20 protein-coding genes and 2 pseudogenes are annotated in these 20,144 nt (G+C 53.7%); 11 read left to right on the top strand and 11 right to left on the bottom strand.

All coding sequences use genetic code 11. From position 1 onward, the window contains the following. The first annotated feature begins 2 nt into the window (after positions 1 to 2). The gene (locus M2108_RS05745) at positions 3 to 2,195 is read left to right on the top strand and encodes a carbohydrate-binding domain-containing protein (RefSeq protein ID WP_277506108.1); all 2,193 of its coding nucleotides are present in this window, start codon (positions 3 to 5) and stop codon (positions 2,193 to 2,195) included. Between the two features lie 93 nt (positions 2,196 to 2,288). Here the strand turns inward: M2108_RS05745 and M2108_RS05740 are convergent, their stop codons facing one another. From M2108_RS05740 to M2108_RS05725, 4 genes are all read right to left on the bottom strand, one after another. Next, complete coding sequence (locus M2108_RS05740) at positions 2,289 to 3,488, bottom strand: hypothetical protein (RefSeq protein WP_277467970.1); 1,200 nt, start codon at positions 3,486 to 3,488, stop codon at positions 2,289 to 2,291. 22 nt (positions 3,489 to 3,510) lie between these two features. After that, on the bottom strand, positions 3,511 to 3,963 hold the full coding sequence (locus M2108_RS05735; protein ID WP_277467971.1) for an anti-sigma factor: 453 nt from the start codon (positions 3,961 to 3,963) through the stop codon (positions 3,511 to 3,513). Continuing rightward, complete coding sequence (locus tag M2108_RS05730; RefSeq protein WP_277467972.1) at positions 3,956 to 4,492, bottom strand: RNA polymerase sigma factor; 537 nt, start codon at positions 4,490 to 4,492, stop codon at positions 3,956 to 3,958. Before M2108_RS05730 ends, M2108_RS05735 begins: the two co-directional genes overlap by 8 nt. Positions 4,493 to 4,626: 134 nt before the next feature. Next, positions 4,627 to 5,541 (bottom strand): phosphatidate cytidylyltransferase, encoded by a 915-nt coding sequence (locus tag M2108_RS05725; protein WP_277467973.1) that lies wholly within the window; start codon positions 5,539 to 5,541, stop codon positions 4,627 to 4,629. 98 nt (positions 5,542 to 5,639) lie between these two features. On the opposite strand from M2108_RS05725, the gene M2108_RS05720 reads away from it, so the two are divergent. Continuing rightward, on the top strand, positions 5,640 to 6,185 hold the full coding sequence (locus tag M2108_RS05720; protein WP_277467974.1) for a hypothetical protein: 546 nt from the start codon (positions 5,640 to 5,642) through the stop codon (positions 6,183 to 6,185). Position 6,186: 1 nt separating this feature from the next. After that, positions 6,187 to 6,657: a DinB family protein gene (locus tag M2108_RS05715; protein ID WP_277467975.1), complete on the top strand. Its 471-nt coding sequence runs from the start codon at positions 6,187 to 6,189 to the stop codon at positions 6,655 to 6,657. Positions 6,658 to 6,712: 55 nt separating this feature from the next. Here the strand turns inward: M2108_RS05715 and M2108_RS05710 are convergent, their stop codons facing one another. Both M2108_RS05710 and M2108_RS05705 read right to left on the bottom strand, forming a co-directional pair. Continuing rightward, positions 6,713 to 7,609, bottom strand: a complete 897-nt coding sequence (locus M2108_RS05710; RefSeq protein WP_277467976.1) for a diacylglycerol/lipid kinase family protein — start codon at positions 7,607 to 7,609, stop codon at positions 6,713 to 6,715. Positions 7,610 to 7,646: 37 nt separating this feature from the next. Further along, a complete protein-coding gene (locus M2108_RS05705) occupies positions 7,647 to 7,808 on the bottom strand; it encodes a hypothetical protein (RefSeq protein ID WP_277467977.1) in 162 nt (53 codons plus the stop codon). A 345-nt stretch (positions 7,809 to 8,153) separates the two neighbouring features. Between M2108_RS05705 and M2108_RS05700 the strand changes: the two genes are divergently transcribed. From M2108_RS05700 to M2108_RS05685, 4 genes and pseudogenes are all read left to right on the top strand, one after another. Further along, a complete protein-coding gene (locus M2108_RS05700) occupies positions 8,154 to 9,770 on the top strand; it encodes an S-layer homology domain-containing protein (RefSeq protein WP_277506106.1) in 1,617 nt (538 codons plus the stop codon). Positions 9,771 to 10,488: 718 nt separating this feature from the next. Then, the gene (locus tag M2108_RS05695) at positions 10,489 to 11,307 is read left to right on the top strand and encodes a methyl-accepting chemotaxis protein (RefSeq protein WP_277467979.1); all 819 of its coding nucleotides are present in this window, start codon (positions 10,489 to 10,491) and stop codon (positions 11,305 to 11,307) included. Between the two features lie 161 nt (positions 11,308 to 11,468). Then, positions 11,469 to 11,961, top strand: a pseudogene (locus tag M2108_RS05690) (alpha/beta fold hydrolase). A 111-nt stretch (positions 11,962 to 12,072) separates the two neighbouring features. Continuing rightward, positions 12,073 to 12,990 (top strand): GGDEF domain-containing protein, encoded by a 918-nt coding sequence (locus tag M2108_RS05685; protein WP_348537941.1) that lies wholly within the window; start codon positions 12,073 to 12,075, stop codon positions 12,988 to 12,990. A 94-nt stretch (positions 12,991 to 13,084) separates the two neighbouring features. On the opposite strand, the gene M2108_RS31570 is transcribed toward M2108_RS05685, so the two are convergent. The 3 genes and pseudogenes from M2108_RS31570 to M2108_RS05675 form a co-directional block, all read right to left on the bottom strand. Then, positions 13,085 to 13,216 (bottom strand): NlpC/P60 family protein, encoded by a 132-nt coding sequence (locus M2108_RS31570; RefSeq protein WP_481857205.1) that lies wholly within the window; start codon positions 13,214 to 13,216, stop codon positions 13,085 to 13,087. A 113-nt stretch (positions 13,217 to 13,329) separates the two neighbouring features. Then, positions 13,330 to 13,575: pseudogene (locus M2108_RS31565) on the bottom strand (stalk domain-containing protein); the annotation flags it as partial. A gap of 107 nt (positions 13,576 to 13,682) precedes the next feature. Continuing rightward, positions 13,683 to 14,111 (bottom strand): MarR family winged helix-turn-helix transcriptional regulator, encoded by a 429-nt coding sequence (locus tag M2108_RS05675; RefSeq protein ID WP_277467980.1) that lies wholly within the window; start codon positions 14,109 to 14,111, stop codon positions 13,683 to 13,685. Positions 14,112 to 14,232: 121 nt separating this feature from the next. Between M2108_RS05675 and M2108_RS05670 the strand changes: the two genes are divergently transcribed. Then, positions 14,233 to 14,817 carry an NAD(P)H-dependent oxidoreductase gene (locus M2108_RS05670; protein ID WP_277467981.1) on the top strand — a complete coding sequence of 195 codons (585 nt, stop codon included), beginning with the start codon at positions 14,233 to 14,235 and terminating at the stop codon, positions 14,815 to 14,817. Between the two features lie 70 nt (positions 14,818 to 14,887). On the opposite strand, the gene nudC is transcribed toward M2108_RS05670, so the two are convergent. Continuing rightward, entirely contained in the window at positions 14,888 to 15,730 is an 843-nt protein-coding gene (nudC, locus tag M2108_RS05665) for an NAD(+) diphosphatase (protein WP_277467982.1), read from the bottom strand. Between the two features lie 119 nt (positions 15,731 to 15,849). Between nudC and M2108_RS05660 the strand changes: the two genes are divergently transcribed. Beyond that, positions 15,850 to 15,984, top strand: a complete 135-nt coding sequence (locus M2108_RS05660; RefSeq protein ID WP_277506105.1) for a hypothetical protein — start codon at positions 15,850 to 15,852, stop codon at positions 15,982 to 15,984. 23 nt (positions 15,985 to 16,007) lie between these two features. Continuing rightward, the gene (locus M2108_RS05655; RefSeq protein WP_277467984.1) at positions 16,008 to 16,874 is read left to right on the top strand and encodes an SDR family oxidoreductase; all 867 of its coding nucleotides are present in this window, start codon (positions 16,008 to 16,010) and stop codon (positions 16,872 to 16,874) included. Between the two features lie 987 nt (positions 16,875 to 17,861). Here M2108_RS05655 and M2108_RS05650 read toward each other — a convergent pair. Continuing rightward, on the bottom strand, positions 17,862 to 18,965 hold the full coding sequence (locus M2108_RS05650) for a UvrB/UvrC motif-containing protein (RefSeq protein WP_277467985.1): 1,104 nt from the start codon (positions 18,963 to 18,965) through the stop codon (positions 17,862 to 17,864). Positions 18,966 to 19,203: 238 nt separating this feature from the next. Here M2108_RS05650 and M2108_RS05645 point away from each other — a divergent pair, with 238 nt between their 5' ends. After that, positions 19,204 to 20,016, top strand: a complete 813-nt coding sequence (locus tag M2108_RS05645) for a MerR family transcriptional regulator (RefSeq protein WP_277467986.1) — start codon at positions 19,204 to 19,206, stop codon at positions 20,014 to 20,016. The last annotated feature ends 128 nt before the right edge of the window (positions 20,017 to 20,144 follow it).

The raw sequence follows: 20,144 nt of genomic DNA, 5'->3' as shown, positions 1-20,144 counted from the left end.
ATATGAGTAAATTTATCATGGCAAGTAAAGCGGGGCTGGTCCTGTTATTAGCAGCCGTCATGTCAGCCTGCGGTACAACTAACAACGCAGATACATCATCATCGGCTGCTACGGCAGCAGTAACTACGGCAGTTGCCACCAGCGGGTCTGCAGCAAATGTCCAGCTGGCAAGTGTGAAGACGGCCGACCTCGTAAGCTTTGATGAAGAAGATGTGGCTACAGCCTGGAGCGCTGACAGCGCCACAACGATTGCGTTAAGTGGAACTGGTGCCACCGTGACTGGATCTGGTGCAGTTGTTTCGGGTAACACGGTAACGATCTCGGCCGGTGGGACCTATGTGCTGAGCGGAACACTGAGTGACGGACAGATCATCATCGACGTGCAGGATGATAGCAGCGTGCATCTCGTGCTGAACGGAGCTACGCTTACGAACAGCAGCAGTGCACCGGTCTACATTAAGGAAGCTGGCAAGGTAATCATGACACTGGAAGACGGTACAGTGAACACAGTAACCGATGCCACAAAATATGTGTACCCGGATGCAGCTACGGATGAGCCGAGTGCAGCGATTTTCAGTAAGGCCGATCTGACCATTAACGGTACAGGCACGCTGAAGGTTACCGGTAACTACAACGACGGGATTACAAGCAAAGATGATCTGAAAATCGTCTCCGGCACCATTGAAGTACAGGCTGCGGATGACGGCCTGGTCGGGAAAGACCTGGTAGCCGTGCAGGACGGCAGCATTACCATTAAGGCAGAGGGCGACGGCATCAAGTCGACCAATGATGAAGATACCGAGAAGGGCTTCATCGCAATCTCCGGAGGGACCTTTGATATTACAGCTGCAAACGACGGTATACAAGGTGAAACCTCCCTTGTAATCGACGGCGGCACGTACAATCTGGTTACCGGCGGCGGAAGTGCCAACGCAGAAGTGAAGACAGGCGATCAAGGCGGCTTCGGTGGAGGCGGCTTTGGCGGCGGCGGAATGCGCGGCCAGGCTCCGTCAGGTGACGGTACGCAGGCTGCACCGCCGGAAATGCCGGCAGGTGATGCAGCAGCCGGGACGGCAGGCGGGACTACTGCGCCGGCAGACACCAATGCAGCGGCATCCACGGACACAGCAGCAGCAACCGAAACAGAATCGGTCAGCATGAAGGGCCTGAAAGCCGGCGGCGATCTCACCGTTAACGGCGGCAGCTTCACCATCGACTCGGCAGATGATGCTGTGCACAGCAACAGCAATATATCCATTACAGACGGGGAATTCCAGATTGAAACAGGCGATGACGGTATTCACGCCGACAGCCTGACAGCAATCTCCGGCGGAACCATTAAGATCACCAAGAGCTACGAAGGGATTGAAGGCGCCAATATCACCATCTCCGGCGGTGACATCGATGTAGTGGCTTCCGATGACGGCGTAAACGTAGCGGGCGGCAATGATACTAATGCCGGACAAACTGCAGGCGGCCAGGATCAGTTCGCAGGCTCCGGCAGCAATATGCTGACGATCACCGGCGGCACACTGACTGTAGATGCTTCTGGTGACGGCCTTGATTCCAACGGCTCAATCATAATGAGCGGCGGTACTGTTACCGTCTACGGCCCGACCAATGACGGTAACGGCGCCCTGGATTACGACGGCTCCTTCGAAATTACCGGCGGATATCTGATCGCCGCAGGAAGCGCGGGTATGCTTCAGGCACCTGGCGATGCTTCCAGCCAGTACTCTATTGCCATGACATTCACCGATTCTCAGGAAGCCGGACAACTGGTGAACCTGAAGGATAAAGACGGCAACACCATTGCAACCTTTGCACCGGCGAAGAGTTACCGCTCGGTTGTAATCAGCTCGCCTGACCTGAAAGAAGGCGGCTCGTACACCCTCTCCACCGGCGGCAGCTCTACAGGCACCGCAGTAGACGGCGTATACACTGACGGCACATACAGCGGCGGCACAGAAGTTGTAAGCTTCGACCTCTCCAGCAGCGTAACCTGGCTGAATGAATCCGGTGTTACCGAAGCAACCCAGGGTATGGGCGGAATGGGCGGAGGCGGCAGAGGCGGAATGAGCGGCGGTACAAGACCTGACCGCGGCACCGCTGGCGGCACTCCACCGACCGGTGCTCCTTCTGCCGGGACCGGAGGTACAACGCAATCCGGAACGGACAGTGAGACTCAGATGTAAGAGCGGCTTTTAAAGCCGGCAATATGATTAGTGAAACAGCAAACAGCACGTTCCCCCTTACCGGGGAAACGTGCTGTTTGCTGCTTACTGTTTCTACTTGGGTTCGCGCTCCAGCGCTCTGAGAAACCGCTCTGCTTCGGTATTCTTTTTCCGTGAATTCGTTAATAACCGGATGCCCCCGCCGATCATCAGCAGGGCAACGACCAGCGTATTCATATACGACTGAATCCGGGCAATATACAAGCCATAGTTAAAGTCTAGCTCCGGAACAACAATCCGGATAAACAGGTAATACACACCCAGGAACAGCAGAGCACCGCCGATCCAGCCCTGATACCGGGTCCAGCCTTCAAGGACCGGCTTGTCATAGAGGGGCTCCCTGCCGTATTTGCTGGCCTGCTGCATCCCGTCAAAAAAGCTGTAAAACCAGGCAATCGGAATAAAGAACAGGAACAGCGAGAGATTCAGCAGATCCAGAATATAGATGCTTCCAAGGAAGATGAGCATTAGCTGGAGGCCTCTTTTTTGCAGCCCCAGATACATATGTCCGGCTCCGGGGAAGGCGGCCAGCAGGGTGGCGATGACCTTGCTTTTTTTGCCGGCGCTGCTGCCGTGCTCAAGCTGCTCGAAGATCGTCTTGTCCTCCAACAGCTCGCCGGCCTGCTTGCGGTTCACATGCTGGGCGGCATCGAACATGCAGTACAGCCACAATACCGGCAGCAGGAGCAGAAAGATCAGAAACGTTTGCTGCCTGGTAATGCCGGCTACAAATACAAGCATAATGCCAAGGCCGAAGAACCCGATCAGGAACGATAACCCTCGCTGCAGCAGGCCTAAGTGCAGATGGCCAAGACCAGGAACAAAGGACAGAAGGATGGTGTAGAACCGCTCACTCTCCCGGCGCGGCTCTATATTCTGCTGCGGCGGATATTCATATCCTTCCAGCGGCTGGTATCCGTACGCAGGCTGTTCCAGCGGCCCTCCGGGGCTGCCCGGTATTTGACCCTGCGGGTGGGGATAATGATGGTAGTATGGCGGATAATCCGGTTCCCGGATCAGTCTGATCACCATACTGAACATGCTGATGAACCAGAGAACGGCTGCTGCTAAAAGGCAGAAGGCGGCAAGCCCCTCATCGCTTCCCGCAACGAGTGCAAGAAAGGCAAGACCCAGGCCTCCAAAAAAGATAAATCCGTAAATAAACCCCTTCAGCCGGCTTCCGTAATAATAGTGCCCAAGGCCAGGAATCATATTAAGCAGAAAAGCCAGCATCTTGCTGCGCTGCTGCGGCATTGGCGTTCAGTCCTTTCAATTCTTATGGTTTATGGAGGGCAGGCTTGATGTTTTCGAGCCACCTGGTTGCTTTTTGGACCATTTTCTCGCTGTAAGGCTGCTTTATTCCGGCACCGGCATCCAGATTACCCGGAGCGATCCGGTCAAATACGCCGGCGGAGATAAACAGCATCGTTATACAGGCTGCGGCGATGTAATGCACCCATTGGTTGCCCAGTATCTTGTAAAGCCGGCCGCCTGCCTGCCTGGTTGTTGGCTCTGCAGCAGATGGATAAGGAATAACCCGGTCCATGATCTGTCCGGCAAAGGCCTCTCCGTCAGGCAGCTGCGGTACCGTGCTGTGCTCCAGAGCAGTCATATAGGAGAGAAGCGCTTCAGGATCTTCCAGAAGCAGTCTGTCCATCTGTTCCCGCTCCGGCCCGGTCATCTCTCCCTGTACGTAACGTATCCATTCCTGCTGATCAGGTTTATTCATCCCGCGGCGTCTCCTTCCAGTGTGTTCTGATCCATTGACGTGCCCTGTACAGCCTCGACTCCACCGTTCTTACCGAGATCTGCGATTTCAGGGCAATCTGCTCATAATTTTCTTCTTTTAAGTAGAAATCAACGATAATCTCACGGTGCTGGCGGGGGAGGGACACTATATTTTGCCGCAAAAGCTCCTTCTCCTCCTGCTTCAACAGCTGGCGAACAACGTCTGCCTGATGATCGGCGGTCTGCAGAATTACATCCCCGCTGTTATTAACCTCCGCCTTCCGGCGCTCCAGCTTGCGTTTGATATCGATTGCTTTATGCAGGGCGATGCGGGTGATCCATGTTTTGAACCCTTCTGAACGGTACTGGGGGAGAGACTTATAAATTTGGACAAAAGCCTCCTGGGCAGCATCCTCGGCATCCTGGGCCTGGTGAAGCACAGAATAGGTAACCTGGTAGATATGCCGCCCGTAACTGTCGATAAGACAGCGGAACTTGGCGTGGTCGCCCTGTAAAATCTGCTTGATCAAACGTTCCTCATCAATGAGTCCTCTCCCCCTTCCCACCGTAATAGACGAAGGCTCTTTTCCAAACCCTGCAGGTTAACCGTTTTATTTTGCAAAAAAATAGACACCCCTCTTAAGGAATGCCTATCGTACGGATGCTACATGAAATCAAAGAAATACCGGATCACATGGAAAAAGATCGGTGAGGTGTACGCCAGGCTGTCCACCCGGCTCAGATAGCTTTTTTGCAGGGCAGCGAATTTGTCATCGTCCCCGATCAGCAGGTCGCGCTTCAGTACAGAGACAGTCAGGCTGCCGAAATAGCCGCTCAGGCTGATTAATACCCCCGACAGCAGTCCGAACAGCGGAGTGAGCGGGGTCAGGTAAGGATAGATGAGATAAGAAACGGCGGTTGTGGCCACAAATCCGCAGATAAAGCCCTCCCAGGTGAGGTGCGGGTTGGCAGTCGGAACGACCTTATGCTTGCCGAAATAAAGCGACCCCAGATAGTGGGCCACATCGTTCAGCTGGGTGAGCACCACCAGGAACAGCACCAGTCCCGCGCCGTATTCCGGAGTGGCGAACTGGAAATAGGCCAGATGGCTGAGCCCGAACACCATCAGCATCATTCCCCACTGGGTGGAGCTGACACTGCGCAGAAAGCCGAGCGTTCCCTTATTCAGCAGCCGTGGGAGCGGCAGCAGCAGGAAGACGTAGACCGGAATAAAGACGATGAACATCCCGTACCACTCGATATAGATCCAGTAGAACTGCAGCGGAATCGCCAGATAAGCCCACAGGAACAGCCTGCGGTCGGCTTTTCGCGTGCGGATCATGGAGAAATATTCTTTAAGCGAGAAGAAGCATAGTACCATCAGCGACAGCAGGGACACCACTGCATTGAACAGCGTGGCCAGGCAAAAAATAAACAGCATGCCCCACCAGGTTTTGATGCGGAAGCCGATACCGGTATAGTCCTTGTCCTTCTGAAGCCTGCTGACGGCAAGATAGACCAGATGGATGACCGAAAGGCCGCCGGTAATAAGGAGTAGTGTGAATAAAGAGCTGTTCAAGAGCCGATCACCAGCCTGTTTCAGGATAGGATTCCAATAAAGGAATCATATGTTATTATGAAGGAAATGTCCGAACATGATAAGGGGAAAATTTGTAAATGGAAGGTAATCAATCGGTCTTTATTTTGCTTACGAATACCGGAACACTGTTTACACGGCTTATTCAGGGCTATACCAGGGCTCCGTACAACCATGCGTCTATCTCATTTACCCGTGACCTGTCGGAGATGTACAGCTTCGGGAGGAAGCATCCCAGCAATCCTTTGAACGGGGGGTTCGTGAAGGAGGATCTGCATACGGGGACTTTCAGTAAATATCCGAATACGACCTGCGTGATCTATGAGCTTAAAGTTACAGAGCGGGAAGTGGAGAAAATGAAGCGGGTGCTGCACATTTTTATCCGCAGCCGGCAGAAATACCTGTATAACATTCTGGGCGTCATCGGCATTGCCCTGAAGGAACCGGTGGAATTCAGCAACTCGTACTTCTGCTCACAGTTCGTTGCGGAAATTCTCGACCGTTCCGGCATCAAGCTGTGGAATAAGCTGCCGGCGCTCGTTACGCCGGATGATTTCCGCCAGAGTGAGCGGCTGGAGTTGATTTATCAGGGCAAGCTCAACCAGTATAGACCAGGGAGTGAATAGAATGATTCATGCGAGAGAAGTATTAGCCAACCAGCTGCTGGCAGGTGCCAATGATCCCGGCTGGCATTTGCCGTTTATGCAGGCAGTGGAAGGGGTGACGGAAGAGGAGGCGTTCTGGAAGCCGGATGCCGGCCTGAACAGTATTGCCGAGCTGACACAGCATCTGCTGTATTGGAATAAAACCTGGCAGACCCGTTATGAGGTCGGCCGGGTGGATGCCGTACCGCCTATTGGCGATAACAATAACAGCTTTATTCTGCCGGAGAATGTATCATTCAGTGAATTGAAGAGCGGACTGCTGGATGTCCTGCTGCGGTGGCAGACGCTGCTTGCCGAGGATCGCCTGGAAGCGCAGGTGAACGGTTTCCCGGAACCCGCGCTGTGGTGGGAGATTATCAGCAATGCCGCCACGCATAATGCCTATCACATCGGCCAGATTGTTTATGCCCGGAAGCTGCAGCGGCAGGTGTAGGCCGGCTGGCAGAATGGCCGGGTTGGAGATGCCAGGGGGATAAGAAAACCGGCTGTCAGCCGGTTTCTTCCTCCGGCACAACGACCCGGATATGGCGCGGCAGGACGCTGACCTGCACCGGCAGTGCAGGTCCCTCTTCGCCGTCAACATTGGTCCGCATCGGGGCGGCGGACTCTGCAGTCACGCTGCGGGCTGTGAAGTATTCTACATCCCTGTGATTCTTCAGGTTGCCTAGCAGCAGGGATATGCTGACGGAAAGAGTGCTCAGGATCGTCAAATCCTTGATGACAAAGCAGTGGATCAGGCCGTCATCAACGGCAGCGCCCGGAGCCAGCCGCTCAAAGCCGCCGACCGAATTCGTCAGGGCGGCAATGAACAGCGGCGAATCGCCCTCCCATACCTGACCGTCATAAGTGATGGTCAGGTGATTGGGCGCGTTGCCTGTAAGCTCCTTCAGCCCTTTCCTGAAATAAGCCAGTGAGCCGAACCGCGATTTATCTTCTGAGGTTACCGCAGATACGGATTCGGCGATTGCACCGGCGGCTACCACATTGATGAACAGCCGCCCGTTCAGCTGTCCAACATCCACTGCGCGGGTGGCAGGGGAAGCGAGGGTACGAATCGCTTCTTCAGGATTCAGTGAAAGCCCGATCGCGCGGGCAAAGTCATTTACCGTTCCGAGCGGAATGACCCCAAGCTTGGGACAGTCCGGCTCCCCGCTCAGCCCGTTGATCACCTCATGCAGTGTACCATCCCCGCCGATCGACACCACCAGGCCGTAGCCCTGCTTACATGCAGTCGTGCTGAAAAGGGTAGCATCCCCTTCCTGCTGCGTCTCCATCACAGTAACCGCATATCCCTGCTCTTCCAGAATATCCAGGGCCAATTGGACATACCCTGCCCCTTCTTCCTTTCCGGAGGTTGGATTCACAATAATCATAGCCTGTTCCATCAGTACTCCCGTCCTTCCAATGATAGGTTATTGTTCTTCACGGCATCAGCTCGAGCGGACCGAGATTGCCTTCACGTGCTTTGTGCGCAATGCGGACGATATCAATAAAGGATTCCGGCGTACGGGCAAAAAAGATCGGCAGGGTAACGCCGACAAGGCTCGTAATCCCTCCGTCCGGCAGGCTGAACTGCACAGCCATGCTTTTGGCCGGGGACAGCAGATCAGCCAGCGCCGGATAAGCCTTCGATAGCGTCGACTGCTTGTGCGGCGAGGCCTGTGTTCTCCGCTGCCGTAATGCCGCCGGTTGAACTGGAATCCTTCATTATGCTGTTTCCTCCTGGCTTACTTCAAATTTTATAGACTCCGAATCTTATACTCTATTCCATTCATAACCACGCGGGTTTCGAATTAAACTTCTGACGGGTACGGCGTCCGGGCAATCTGGTGACACTTAATCCTTCTGCCAGTATTTAAGCGGTGATAACAGACTCTATCTCTGGTATACTCTCGGCAAAATAGTAGTGAGAGAGGGTCCGGCAGTAACGTGAAGAGTATATTGGGAAGAATCGCAACTGGAGCAGCTGCTGTCTTGTGTGCAGCCGCAATTTACACTACATACAGCCCGTCCGCGTCAGCAGAAAACGGGCTGCCGTTTGACGATTTGGCAAGCAGTTATGCCAAGAACGAAATCATAGACTTATATAACAAGAAGATCATAACCGGAACTTCTGAGGGCACCTTCTCGCCCCAGGGCCTGGTATCCAGAGCGGAGCTCGTTACCATACTGGGGCGTCTGCTGAAGCTGGAACCCGTCAACAGTCCGATCTCACCATTCACCGATGTGGGCAGGAACGCCTGGTATTATGGCTGGATTCAGGCCGCTGTCCAGCTGGAGCTGGCCGGAGGAACCTCAGAGCGGACCTTTGCTCCGGCTCAGCCGGTTACCCGCCAGGAGGCTGCAGCGCTACTGGCCCGGGCGTTTAAGCAGACAGGGAACGCAGCGGATATGCAGGCTGTCTTCCGGGACAGCGGCACAATCGCCACCTGGGCGGGCGGTGCAGTAGCGGCCGTTAGCAGTTTAGGCTTAATGAAGGGCGACCAGACAGGCGCTTTCAGGCCTGCGGCTCCTATTACACGGCAGGAAACGGCGGTGCTTATCTACCGGGTACTGCAGCAGCAGGATTGGGTGGCTGAGCTTGAGCGGGGTAAGAACCCGCGGATCGTAATGGGCTGGCAGTATGGCCAGACTGAGGCACAGTATCAGAACAGCATACTGATATCCAATGTGAACACCTTATCTCCGCGCTGGTATTTTGTAGGGAGTACCGGAACTGTATCGGATTCGACAGTAGCTTCATCGGTTACCTGGGCGAAGAATAATAACAAGAAGATCTGGCCAATGGTCGGCAACCGCTTTGATCAGGCCGCTACACATCAGCTGTTGTCCAGTACGGCAGCACGAACGGCGGCTGTTAATCAACTGGCGGCGCTTGTCGGCAAATATGATCTGGATGGCCTGAATCTCGATTTCGAGAATGTGGCTGCGGCCGACAAGGCTGCGTTGACAGCCTTCGTTACCCAGCTGGCCGGCAAGCTGCATGCACTCGGCGCTGTACTCTCGGTAGATGTATCGCCCGATCTCGGGACAGACTGGACAGAAGCCTTTGACTATGCAGCACTTGGCAAACAGGCAGACTACGTGGTGATGATGGGCTATGATGAGCACTACGGCGGGAGCCCGAGCCCCGGCTCGAACGCTTCGCTGCCCTATGTCCGGCAGGCGGTGGGTAAGCTGCTGCAGGCGGTGCCGGCTTCAAAGGTGATTCTGGCCATGCCGCTGTATACACGCGACTGGACGCTGAAGCAGGGCTCCGTGCCGGCATCCTCCGTTGAGCTGTCTCTTGCCGAACAGAATCAGCGCGTCAGCAGCTATGGCCTGCGGCCGGTCTGGAACAGCACGCTTGGGCAGTATGTGGTCAGCTATACCGGGCAGCTGAAGCACACCATCTGGCTGGAGGAGGGCCGCTCCCTGACAGCCAAGCTCAATCTGGCCGCCCGGCAAAAGCTGGCCGGCATCGCCTATTGGCACATCGGCGGCGAGAGCCCGGACATCTGGACCAGTATTAGCAATGCGGAGAGGTACGCGGGTTATTCCTTTTAGGTAATGTAAGTTGGAGTGGTGAAGGTAAAGGGTAGGATGAAGAGCGCGAGGCTTAGCGTGAGGAGTGGGGAAGAGTAAAGAGTGAATAGTACAGGGCGATGGATGAAGAGTGAAGAGTGAAGAGTGAAGAGTGAAGAATGAAGAATGAGTGGTAGAGATTGAAGTGTAGGGATTGAGGAGAGAAGGATGAGTAGCAGAGAATGAAGAGTACAGATTAAGGAATGAATAGTAGTGAGTGATAAATGTAGGTGAGAGAATGAGCTGCGGAGCATGAAAGCGAAGTAATGGAGGTGGTAGAGGAGTTCGTACAGACCGCAGACACTTATACCGGCGCCCTTTCAGGGTGCCTTTTTTAATAACCGCCTCCATGCAGAATTCTCCAATTTGAGATTGCCGCTGACTAGCCAAACATTGAAATGAAGGGCAAAAAAGCCTCAGATTTCGCCTCGATTGGCTGAAAGCGTATTTTTAAGGCGACCAATCCCTTTAATAAGCCGCCGCGGCCAACAGCAGGCTGTCGACGCCAGCCATAGGCAATAATCCCCTTGACCTGTACACACAGTTAAGCCGTTTCTCCCATCTTGCTGCAAAACGCCGCGCAACGCTTGAATAACGGCTGGCCCCAGCCGATATAAATCATGATTACTAAAAATTTTGATAATTTTGAATGCAAATATTTGGTTGTCATATACGATTTACTGAAAAAGGTGGCTACAACATGTACACAGTTGAATCGCTGGAGCAGCTAATGGCGGCGGTGCCGGTAATCAGGGCGGCAGTCCCCGCCGATCTATCAATCGCGATCTGCGACCTGGAGAAATTCCTTGCCTATTGGCCGGGAGAAAATATAAATTTGCATATCCAAGAGGGGCAGCTTCTTCATGCCGAAGAGCCGCTGACTGCAGCCATCCGCAGTAATACGCCGCTTAGGGCTGAAGTGCCTGCCGAGTTTTACGGCTTCGAATTCACCGGGACGGCCACCCCGGTCCATGACCGGGAGGGCCGGGTCATCGGCGGCATTGCCGTGCAGCTGCGCCGCCAGCGTGAGCTGCGGATCATATCGGACCAGATTGCCGGCTCGCTCGCCCAGGCGAGTGCCCGGCTGATGCAGGTGGCGGACGGCGCGAGTGAGCTTGCCGCCTCTACCCAGCAGCTGCTTGCCCTTGCACAAAGAAGCGGCGAGCAGGTTAGGGAGACGGACAAGGTAGTGACGCTTATAAATAATGTTGCCAGCCAGACACATCTCTTGGGCATCAATGCCGCAATCGAAGCGGCCCATGCCGGGGATAAGGGCAGAGGCTTCGGAGTCGTGGCCCAGGAGATCCGCAAGCTGTCGAATGAAACGGTCAGCTCGACCAGGACGATTCAGGACACATTGGGGGCTTTCAAAACGGCAACTTCACAAATGGGCATCTCTATTGAACGGATCGCGTCAATTGTACAGGAGCAGGCCGCAACCTCGGAGCAGATCTCGGCCTTCATTGAAGAAATCCAGCAGATGTCCGAAAAGCTGAACGCCTTCGCCCAAAAGCTCTAGGCAATAAGCAGAGCCGCCTGAAACGAGACCATAAAGGTTTGTGTTAATGCCACATTTTAGCTGGAACGATCAGGGGGATTGGCATAACGATTTACTTGTCATTTAGGGCGCCCGCCATCACAATGAGGGATAATATTTTGGAGAATAAGGAGTTACAGCGAATGAATGATGTTTGGGCCAGGAACAAAATGAAAGTAACCGGAGAGGCGAGCGGACCATTGTGTTTGCCCACGGCTTCGGGTGTGACCAGAGCATGTGGCAGTTTATAACACCGGCTTTTGAGCAGGAGTGCGGCTGGTGCTCTTTGATTATGTAGACTCGGGTAATTCCGATTTAAGCGCATATAGTACTGAGCGGTATGGAAACTTCAGCGGATATGTACAGGATTTGCTGGATGTTATCGGACTGCTGCAGCTGAGCGATATCATTTTTATAGGACATTCAGTCAGTTCCATGATTGGGGCGCTGGCTGAAGCTGCAGTGCCTACGCTGATTCTGCAGTGCTCGGATGACAGTATTGTGCCTGTTGAAGTAGGTGAATATCTGCACAAGCATTTGAAGAACAGCGAATTCCGGCTGATGCAGGCCAAGGGGCATTATCCGTATATCAGCCATCCGGAGGAGACCATTGCGCTGATTCAAGGCTATCTGTAAACAGATTTTGAACACTATGCTGTATTGCGAGGTTATTTAAAAATGGATGAGCGGCTGGAATACGCCCCATGCGGATATTTGTCGATTACACATCAGGGCATGATTTAAGATATGAACCATACATTCCTTTTCTTGATGGGATACACTCGGGAGGCGCTGCCGCATAAGCATATTGAATCGATTATGTCCAAGGCGAACCAGCTGGTTTTCCATTCTTATTTTTACCCGAATATCAAGCTGTATGGTCATGTAGAGGAACTGTTTATCAGCCTGAAGGACGTAAGCGGAGGGTCGGTTCCCTACATTCTGAACGGGCGGAGTCTGGTGGTTGAGGATGTGGCGGTGATAGACTATGTACTGGTGCAGATGAGCAAATGGATGGATTACGAGCAGGAGCTGCGTTCGGCCAAGAAACAGATCGAAGAGGCTTACTGGGAAAAAGAGCAGGCGCTGGCCAGACTGGGCCAGATCCATACCGAAATCCAGCAGAAGCAGAGGGAGCTGATGGAGCTTAATGCCGTTCTGGTGGAGCGGTCTACGACGGACAAGCTTACCGGACTCAGGAACAGGCGTTATTTTGAAGAGAAGCTGAGCGGGCAGCTGGAGCTGTTCCGGGAGACAAGGGAGCCGTTATCACTGCTGATGATAGACATCGACTACTTCAAGCGGATCAACGATACCTTCGGGCATCAGACGGGTGATTATGTGCTGGAGATGCTGGGGAGCCTGCTGAGATTTCATACGCGGGAAAAAGATACGGCTGCCCGTTACGGCGGAGAAGAGTTCGTGCTGATTTTGCCGGATATGACGGCCGACGAATCCAGGCTGGTTGCTGAGAACCTGCGGCAGGAGGCCGAGCATGCTGTCTGGGACACCGGACGGCTCACGGTCAGCATCGGAATTGCTACATGTACGGCCGGGGATTCGGAAAAAACGCTGCTCCACAAAGCTGACACCGCGCTCTATGCATCCAAAGAAGGCGGAAGAAACCGTGTGACGCACTGCTTTGATTTTGCCGCGAAGCTATAGTAAGCCTGATTACTCATATACAAAAAAGCCCTCAACAGAGCACCGTCCGGTGTCATCTGCCGGGGGCTTTTGCTGCTGCGTATGCCCTGTTAAACTACAAAATTCTGCGGGCGGTCACAAAACGTTGTTTCCACTGGTTGTCAAAGTCTTCTGTGTGAACGCCCTCTTTGGGGGAATAGGTGTGCAGAAGCTTGTTGTTACCGGCGTAGATCGCCACATGACCGATATCAAGACCCCGTGCCGAGAAGAATAGCAGATCGCCCGGACGCAGCTCGTCCAGCAGGCCGAGGGGGCGCCCATTTGATAAGTGAGCGTGGTATCGTCCTTGGTTGCAGTGACCGTCTTGCCGGTGTTGTCCCAGCTTAGCGCGGCACCCTGCGCCTCGAACAGCCCGCGCATCGGTACGAGCACTGTTCCGCCGACATTCAGGGGCGGCACCTCTGAACGAAGCGGCTTGCCATCCAGATAGACGGAGATAACCGGAGGGTCCGCCTGCTCCTGTGGAAGCGCGTCTGCATAGGCGGCACCTCCCCCGCATAGCGATAGGATGAGCAGCGGTAGAAGGGCGGGATTGCATTTTGTCATGTGTGTACCACCTTGGCCTATAGATTTATTGTCTATAGTAGGACGCTGGCTTTAAATAATGGTTTTGTGGTAAATGATGGGTTCATCTGGCGCTGTAAAGGGAGGGCTCAGTAAAAAACCGTTTGCTGCAAAAGCCCGAGCGCCTGTCCGATCTCCCGGCGCTCCTCCTCCGAAAGATGGGCAATGCGCTCCTCGAACCGGCGTCCGATGGTCTGGAAGGCTTCACCCATCATCGCCTCGCCTGAAGGTGAGAGGGTAATCCCCTGCCTCCGGCGGTCAGCCGGGTCGGTAACTCTGGAGCAGAGCTGCTTTTCGGTCAGCTTCTTCAGTTCGCGGCTCGTGTTGGGCATCGACATATTCATGCAATCGCTGATTTCACTTAGGGTCACGGGCTGGCTTACTGCAATGTATTCGAGAATTTTATATTGTACAGGAGTCAACACCCCTGATTTCACATCCTTGGTTAAGTCGCTTGTAACCTGATGAACGGCCGCAGTAAAGGCTACTATCTGCTGAAATAACAGGTTATTGTCCATGGGATCACCTCTGCCTTGACGATAGCAAAAACATTATCATAAAACAATTATCATTTGACAACTAATTTTCGGATGTGCTAGGATTTTGTTATCAAATGATAAGTAAAGGGGTGCCGGAGGCATGAATACATTGGTTATCTATACACATCCGAACCATGAGAGCCTGAGCTATGCTTTTTTGCAGGAGGTGCTGCGGGGCAGCGGGGATAATGAAGCGGTTAAGGAAATAAAGGTGCTGGATTTATACGAAGAGGGCTTTGATCCGGTGCTGGTCTTCAATAAGGAGAAGCGGCGGCGGGATATGCATAGTGACCCGGGGCTGGCCAAATACCGTGAGCAGCTGATCTGGGCTGACCGGATTGTACTGGTCTACCCGATCTGGTGGGGACGTCCGCCGGCTATGCTTATGGGTTATATCGACCAGATGTTTGCTTCAGGATTTGCTTATAAGGATAAGGGCGGGCTGCTTCCCGAGGGATTGCTTAAGGGAAAATCGGTAGTATGTATTTCAGTGATGAAAGGACCGGCCAATTATCCGCTGCTGTGGCTGGGAAATGCGCACAAGATCCTGATGCGTAAGGCATTGTTTAACTATGTCGGTATCCGCAAGGTGAAGTTTTTTGAGTTCGGCAGCATGGAGAGCCCGCGCGGCAAGCATGCGCACAAGCTGGACCGGGTGTACCGCTACTTTAAGACGGCCCGGTAGCAATATGCACAGCGGCCCCGCGGAAGGATGATCCCGCGGGGCTGCTTGTCAGAGGATGGATGTGCAGGGCTTAGCTGTTCTGCTCCACATACCAGTCAATCATTTTGCGGGCGATGCTGACCCGCGGCGGGATATTCGGCAGGCTGTCCGCCCGGAACCAGGCGGCATGATCGAGCTCGATCCCGTCCACGCTGATTTCACCGCTCTCATATTCGGCCAGGAAGCCGACCATCAGCGAATGGGGGAACGGCCACTGCTGGCTGCCGAAATAGGTGATGTTCTTCACCGTAATTCCGACTTCCTCCCTGATCTCGCGCGCCACACAGTCCTCCAGCGTCTCACCCGGCTCGACGAATCCGGCAATCAGCCCGTACATATTGTTCTGGAAATGGGGGGCGTGGGCGAGCAGAATCTGGCCGTCCTTCAGGATGGCTGTAATAACCGCCGGGGCCAGACGCGGATAAAAGAGCTGTCCGCACGCAGGGCAGCTGCGGGCATACTCTGCAGCGGAGAGTACCGTTGCAGCGCCGCATTTGCCGCAGAACTGGTGGGTCTCATCCCAGGCCAGCAGCTGCAGTGCCCTTCCGGCCAGATGGAACACATCCTCATCGAGCACATCGTATAAAGTGCGCAGCGGGTGGAAGGCCATGCCCGGCGGCTCGGGCGTATCGGCTGGAACATCTGCCGCGAAGCAAGGGATGCCCGCAAAAGAGCCGAGATAGAGCGTGCGGTTCGGAACGGCTGCAAGCAAGTCAAGTGAAGGCAGCAGCGGAATGGCGGTCTGTCCAGGCGACTCTGTTACCAGCAGCTTGCCGGAATGGGTGACAAGCCAGTAGACAGAGCCGGTATATTGCGGGTCCGGTGTAACGGACGGAACGTAGCGTGCATAGATAGATACTCCGGATTTAGACATGAGGACAGAACCTTTCTTATTTGGTATACGTGCATGTTGTAAGAATAGCACCATGCGGGAAAGCTAACAAATACATACACTGCGGCGGTTCTTTCGGATGTAGGGAGGCCGTTTTTTTATTGGCAGGAACAAAGGGTTTGACGATTGAAAAAACAAAGAGTTTGACAATTTCACTAGTTGTAACTACAATAGTTACAGGAAGAGGGAAGTACGCAATAAAGGGATATACAGGCAGTATTTCTGATAAAAAATAAACTTGGTAATGGAGGAATTTGAGATGAAAATCGGATTTACAGGAGCAACCGGACAATTTGGTTCTATTGTAGCAGAGGCATTGCTGAAGGCTGTTCCCGCAGACAGCCTTGTAGCGAGTGTAAGAAGCCCTGAGAAGGCAGAGAACCTGCGGGCCCTCGGCGTTGATGTCCGCCATGGCGATTTCGACCAGCCGGACACTTTGGATCAGGCTTTTGCCGGTGTGGACCGGCTGCTGATTGTTTCGGCAGACGGGGACAATGACACCCGTATCCGCCAGCACAAAGCGGCAGTAGATGCGGCTGTCCGTGCAGGCGTAGGCTTCATCGCTTACACCAGCGTCGGACATGCGGAATCCAGTTCCCTGTTCCTCGCACCGGTACACAAGGCCACTGAACAATTCATCCGTGAATCCGGCATTCCGTATGCCTTCCTCCGCAATAACTGGTACCTGGAAAATGAGGCCGGCTCCATCCATGCAGCCGCAGCCGGAGCGCCTTGGCTGACCTCCGCCGGTGAAGGCAAGGTAGGCTGGGCAACCCGCCGCGACTACGCAGAAGCCGCTGCCGCTGTTCTTACCGGTGAAGGCCATGAGAATGCCGTATACGAATTATCCGGCAAGCCGCTTACCCAGGCAGAGCTGGCTGCTATTGCCGGCGGTGTGCTCGGCAAAGACATTCCTGTGCAGCAGGTGGATGATGCTACTTATTCAAGCGTAATGGCCGGAGCAGGCGTGCCGGAAGCGGCCCTGCCGATCGTGGTAGCCATCCAGGCGGCCATCCGTGAAGGTGAGCTGGACATCGAGAGCGGTGACCTGGAAAAGCTGCTGCAGCGCCCCCAGACCCCGCTCAGCGAAGGAATCAGCGCCCTGCTGAACAGCGCGCAGGCGTAAGCGTGCGAGAGACAGCAATAAGCTGATAGATATATAGCTGGACAGACAAAATCTGCCCCGCGGTCAATGACCCGGGGCAGATTTTTTGTTGTATATAGTCCGGGGAATGTGGCGTTACAGCATACGCTAGCTGCGGGAACAGAGGAGGAAATCCTACAAAGTAGCCTAATTAGCCCCGCTGGCCCCAGGGATAGAGGGGGAAATCTCATAAAGTAGCTCCAACTGCCCCGCTGACCGCAGGGATAGAGGGAAAAATCCCATAAAGTAGCTCAATTAGCCCCGCTGACCGTCGGAATAGAGGGAAAAATCCCATAAAGTAGCTCCAACTGCCCCGCTGACCATCGGAATAGAGGGAAAAATCCCATAAAGTAGCTCAATTAGCCCCGCTGACCATCGGAATAGAGGGAGAAATCCCATAAAGTAGCTCCAACTGCCCCGCTGACCGCAGGATTAGGGAATAATCCCATAAAGTAGCTCCATCAGCCCCGCTGACCATCGGAATAGAGGGAGAAATCCCATAAAGTAGCTCCAACTGCCCCGCTGACCATCGGAATAGAAGGAGAAATCCCACGCAGCTCGCAGGCACTTGGCTTTTTTGCACAATTAGGTGAAAAAACGCCACTTAATTCGTGCGTTTTTACGGTTTTACAGGTTCTAAGTGGATTTTCGTCACTTATTTGCCCCAATATCCTGCATATGCGGAGAAATGGGGGGATTTAAGTAGCGAATTTCCAACTAATTATTCGATAGCGGAACTTTACAAGGATTTAAGTAGCGAAAATCCACTTAGTGGCAGACCTCGCCGCACTAACACACCGCCCAACTAGCTGTACCGCACACACCGCTTCCACTGACCGCCCAACTAGCTGCGCCCACACACCGCTCCCACTGACCGCCCAACTAGCTGTACCGCACACACCGCTCCCATTCAACGCCCCATTTACTGTGCCCCTTCTCCGCAAGGCACCAAATGAATAAGCCAGCTGGCTAATCTACCTCCTCCAGCTGCTCAAAACAGTCTATCAGCAGCTTGTCCACAGCGTCTGCCAGCAGAGGCCCTGGGGCAGCAGCAAGCCACTCCGGCGGAACGATCAGATAGCTGCCGGAGCTGCTTTTGAGGTAGCTGTAAATAATCTGCGCCTCATCAATCGTGTGGCGGCTGATTGTCGCGGCACCTTCAGGAGCTGCGGCAGCGAACTGCTCCAGAATGGCCGAGTGCACCGCAGCCTGCAGCTGCCCGCGGTTCATGTGCCGCAAATCCAGTGCAGTCCGGTATATAATCCGCGCACCTTTAATCAGGATCAGCTTGATGCTATCCCCGTCCACCGGCTCCAGCACGGCGATATTATTGTTCTCGCCGGTGAACCGCGAGACCTTTTCCTTCTGGAGCAGCGCCTGAACTGCTCCCGAATAGTCGCGGTATTTGGCTGCAGCCTCAAAGTCGAACCGCTCCGCTGCCTCATGCATACGCTGCTCCAGATCATTCAGTATACTCAGATCCCGTCCGTCCAGCAGCGCGATTACTCTGTCTATAATCCTGTTATAGGCTTCCAGCGCAGCGCCTTCGCCGCACATGCCGATGCAGAGGCCGAGTGAATGGTTAAGGCAGAGGGAACCCTGGGTATGAGGATTGCTGCATAGAATCCGCTGGCTCTCCTTAATGCCCTGCAGAGCACGCTCTACCGTGCTTCTGCTCGTATACGGGCCAAAGTGAAGCCAGTCCCCCGGAGGTCCGGGATCGTAGCTGACTTCAAGCTGGCGGCGCGCTTTATCCTCACGGACCGAGATATAGCTGTAGGCGAGCGGATTTTTCATTTTCCGGTTATACATCGGCTTGATTTCCTTAATCAGCTGGCACTCCAGCATGAAGGCTTCAAATTCCGTATCGGTCAGCCGGTACTCCAGGTCCCTGATATTGCGGACAAGCTGAACAACCTTGGGGGAGTGGCCTTTATTATTATAAAAATAAGACTGTACCCGTTTGCGGAGCTGCTTGGCCTTACCGACATAAATAATGTGGCCGAGACTGTCCTTCATCAGGTAGACGCCGGGTGTTAAGGGGAGGCTGTGAACTTTTTCCTTCAGATTCATTGAGGATTCACCTCTGCGTATAGCATGGATTGGTATATTGTAAGTATATACGAGATTTACACCGGCAGGCGACTGGAAAAGCACGCGCTTAGGCCTACAATGGGAATAATCTTTTGAAATTACATTCGGACTGGAGGTATTCAGATCCGTGTGATAAACACCACAAAAGCTTCCAGACGAACCAATTATCATAAAAGGTATAAAGACATGAAATTTCGGTAAAGCTGGGGGGCTTTTTATGAAATATTCGATCGGGGAGTTCGCGTCGATTCTTGGCATAACGGCGGATACGCTGCGTTTATATGAGAAGCACGATATTGTGAAGCCTGAAAAGGGCTGCCGTAACAATTACCGGTACTTCAATGATCTGGATGCCCGGAATCTGCTGTCTAGCCGCTGGTACCGGAGCATGCAGATTCCGCTGCACAATGTGGCCGAGCTGATCAGCGAGGCGCCGGCAGAGCGGGTGGTGGAGTCGATATACGCCGCTCAGCTGCAGCTGGAGGAGGAAATCAGGCGGAACACCATGCTGCTGGACAAAATCAACAGCATCCATAAGGGGCTTACGGAGCTGGGGGATACGCTTTATAAGTGCCGGATCAAGCAGATGCCGGGAATGTACCGGATACAGCAGACGGATAAGAACCAGCTCCTGCAAAAGGAGTCCCTCAAGCAGACGGTCCAGGCCTGGATGGAGCTGCTGCCGTTCACCTTCTATTCTTTTCGCACGGAGAATACGGAGAGCCTCAGCCGGGACGGGGAGCTTGTTTACGGCTGGGGGCTGGCGCTCCTCGAAGAGGATCAGCACAAGCTGGGCGTATGCATCAATGACAGTATGCAGTACATTCCGCCAGGCGTATGTGTCTCATCCGTCATCATAAACTCCTATGAAGATTATCTTGAACGTAAAGATTTTCAGTTTATGCTGGATTACGCCGGGGAGCAGGGCTATACCGTGAACGGCGGTGTTTACGGCAAAATCCTGTTCACAGAACGGCTGGAGGACGAGAATAGGACGTATCTGGAAATCAATATTCCAGTCAGCACCTGATCATCCGGACCATTCCACACACCTGACTTTGAGAAAAAATTCACAACTCCTTCATTGACCTTGGTGCTGCACCAAGGTTTACACTCAGTGGCATCACATTAAGTAAGCAGCATCATTCGACAGGGGGA

Origin of the sequence: Paenibacillus sp. PastM-3 (assembly GCF_029893965.1) — a bacterium.
GTDB lineage: Bacteria > Bacillota > Bacilli > Paenibacillales > Paenibacillaceae > Paenibacillus_AQ.
The sequence above is the reverse complement of the archived record's forward strand: the minus strand, read 5'-3'. Positions and strand labels throughout refer to the sequence as shown.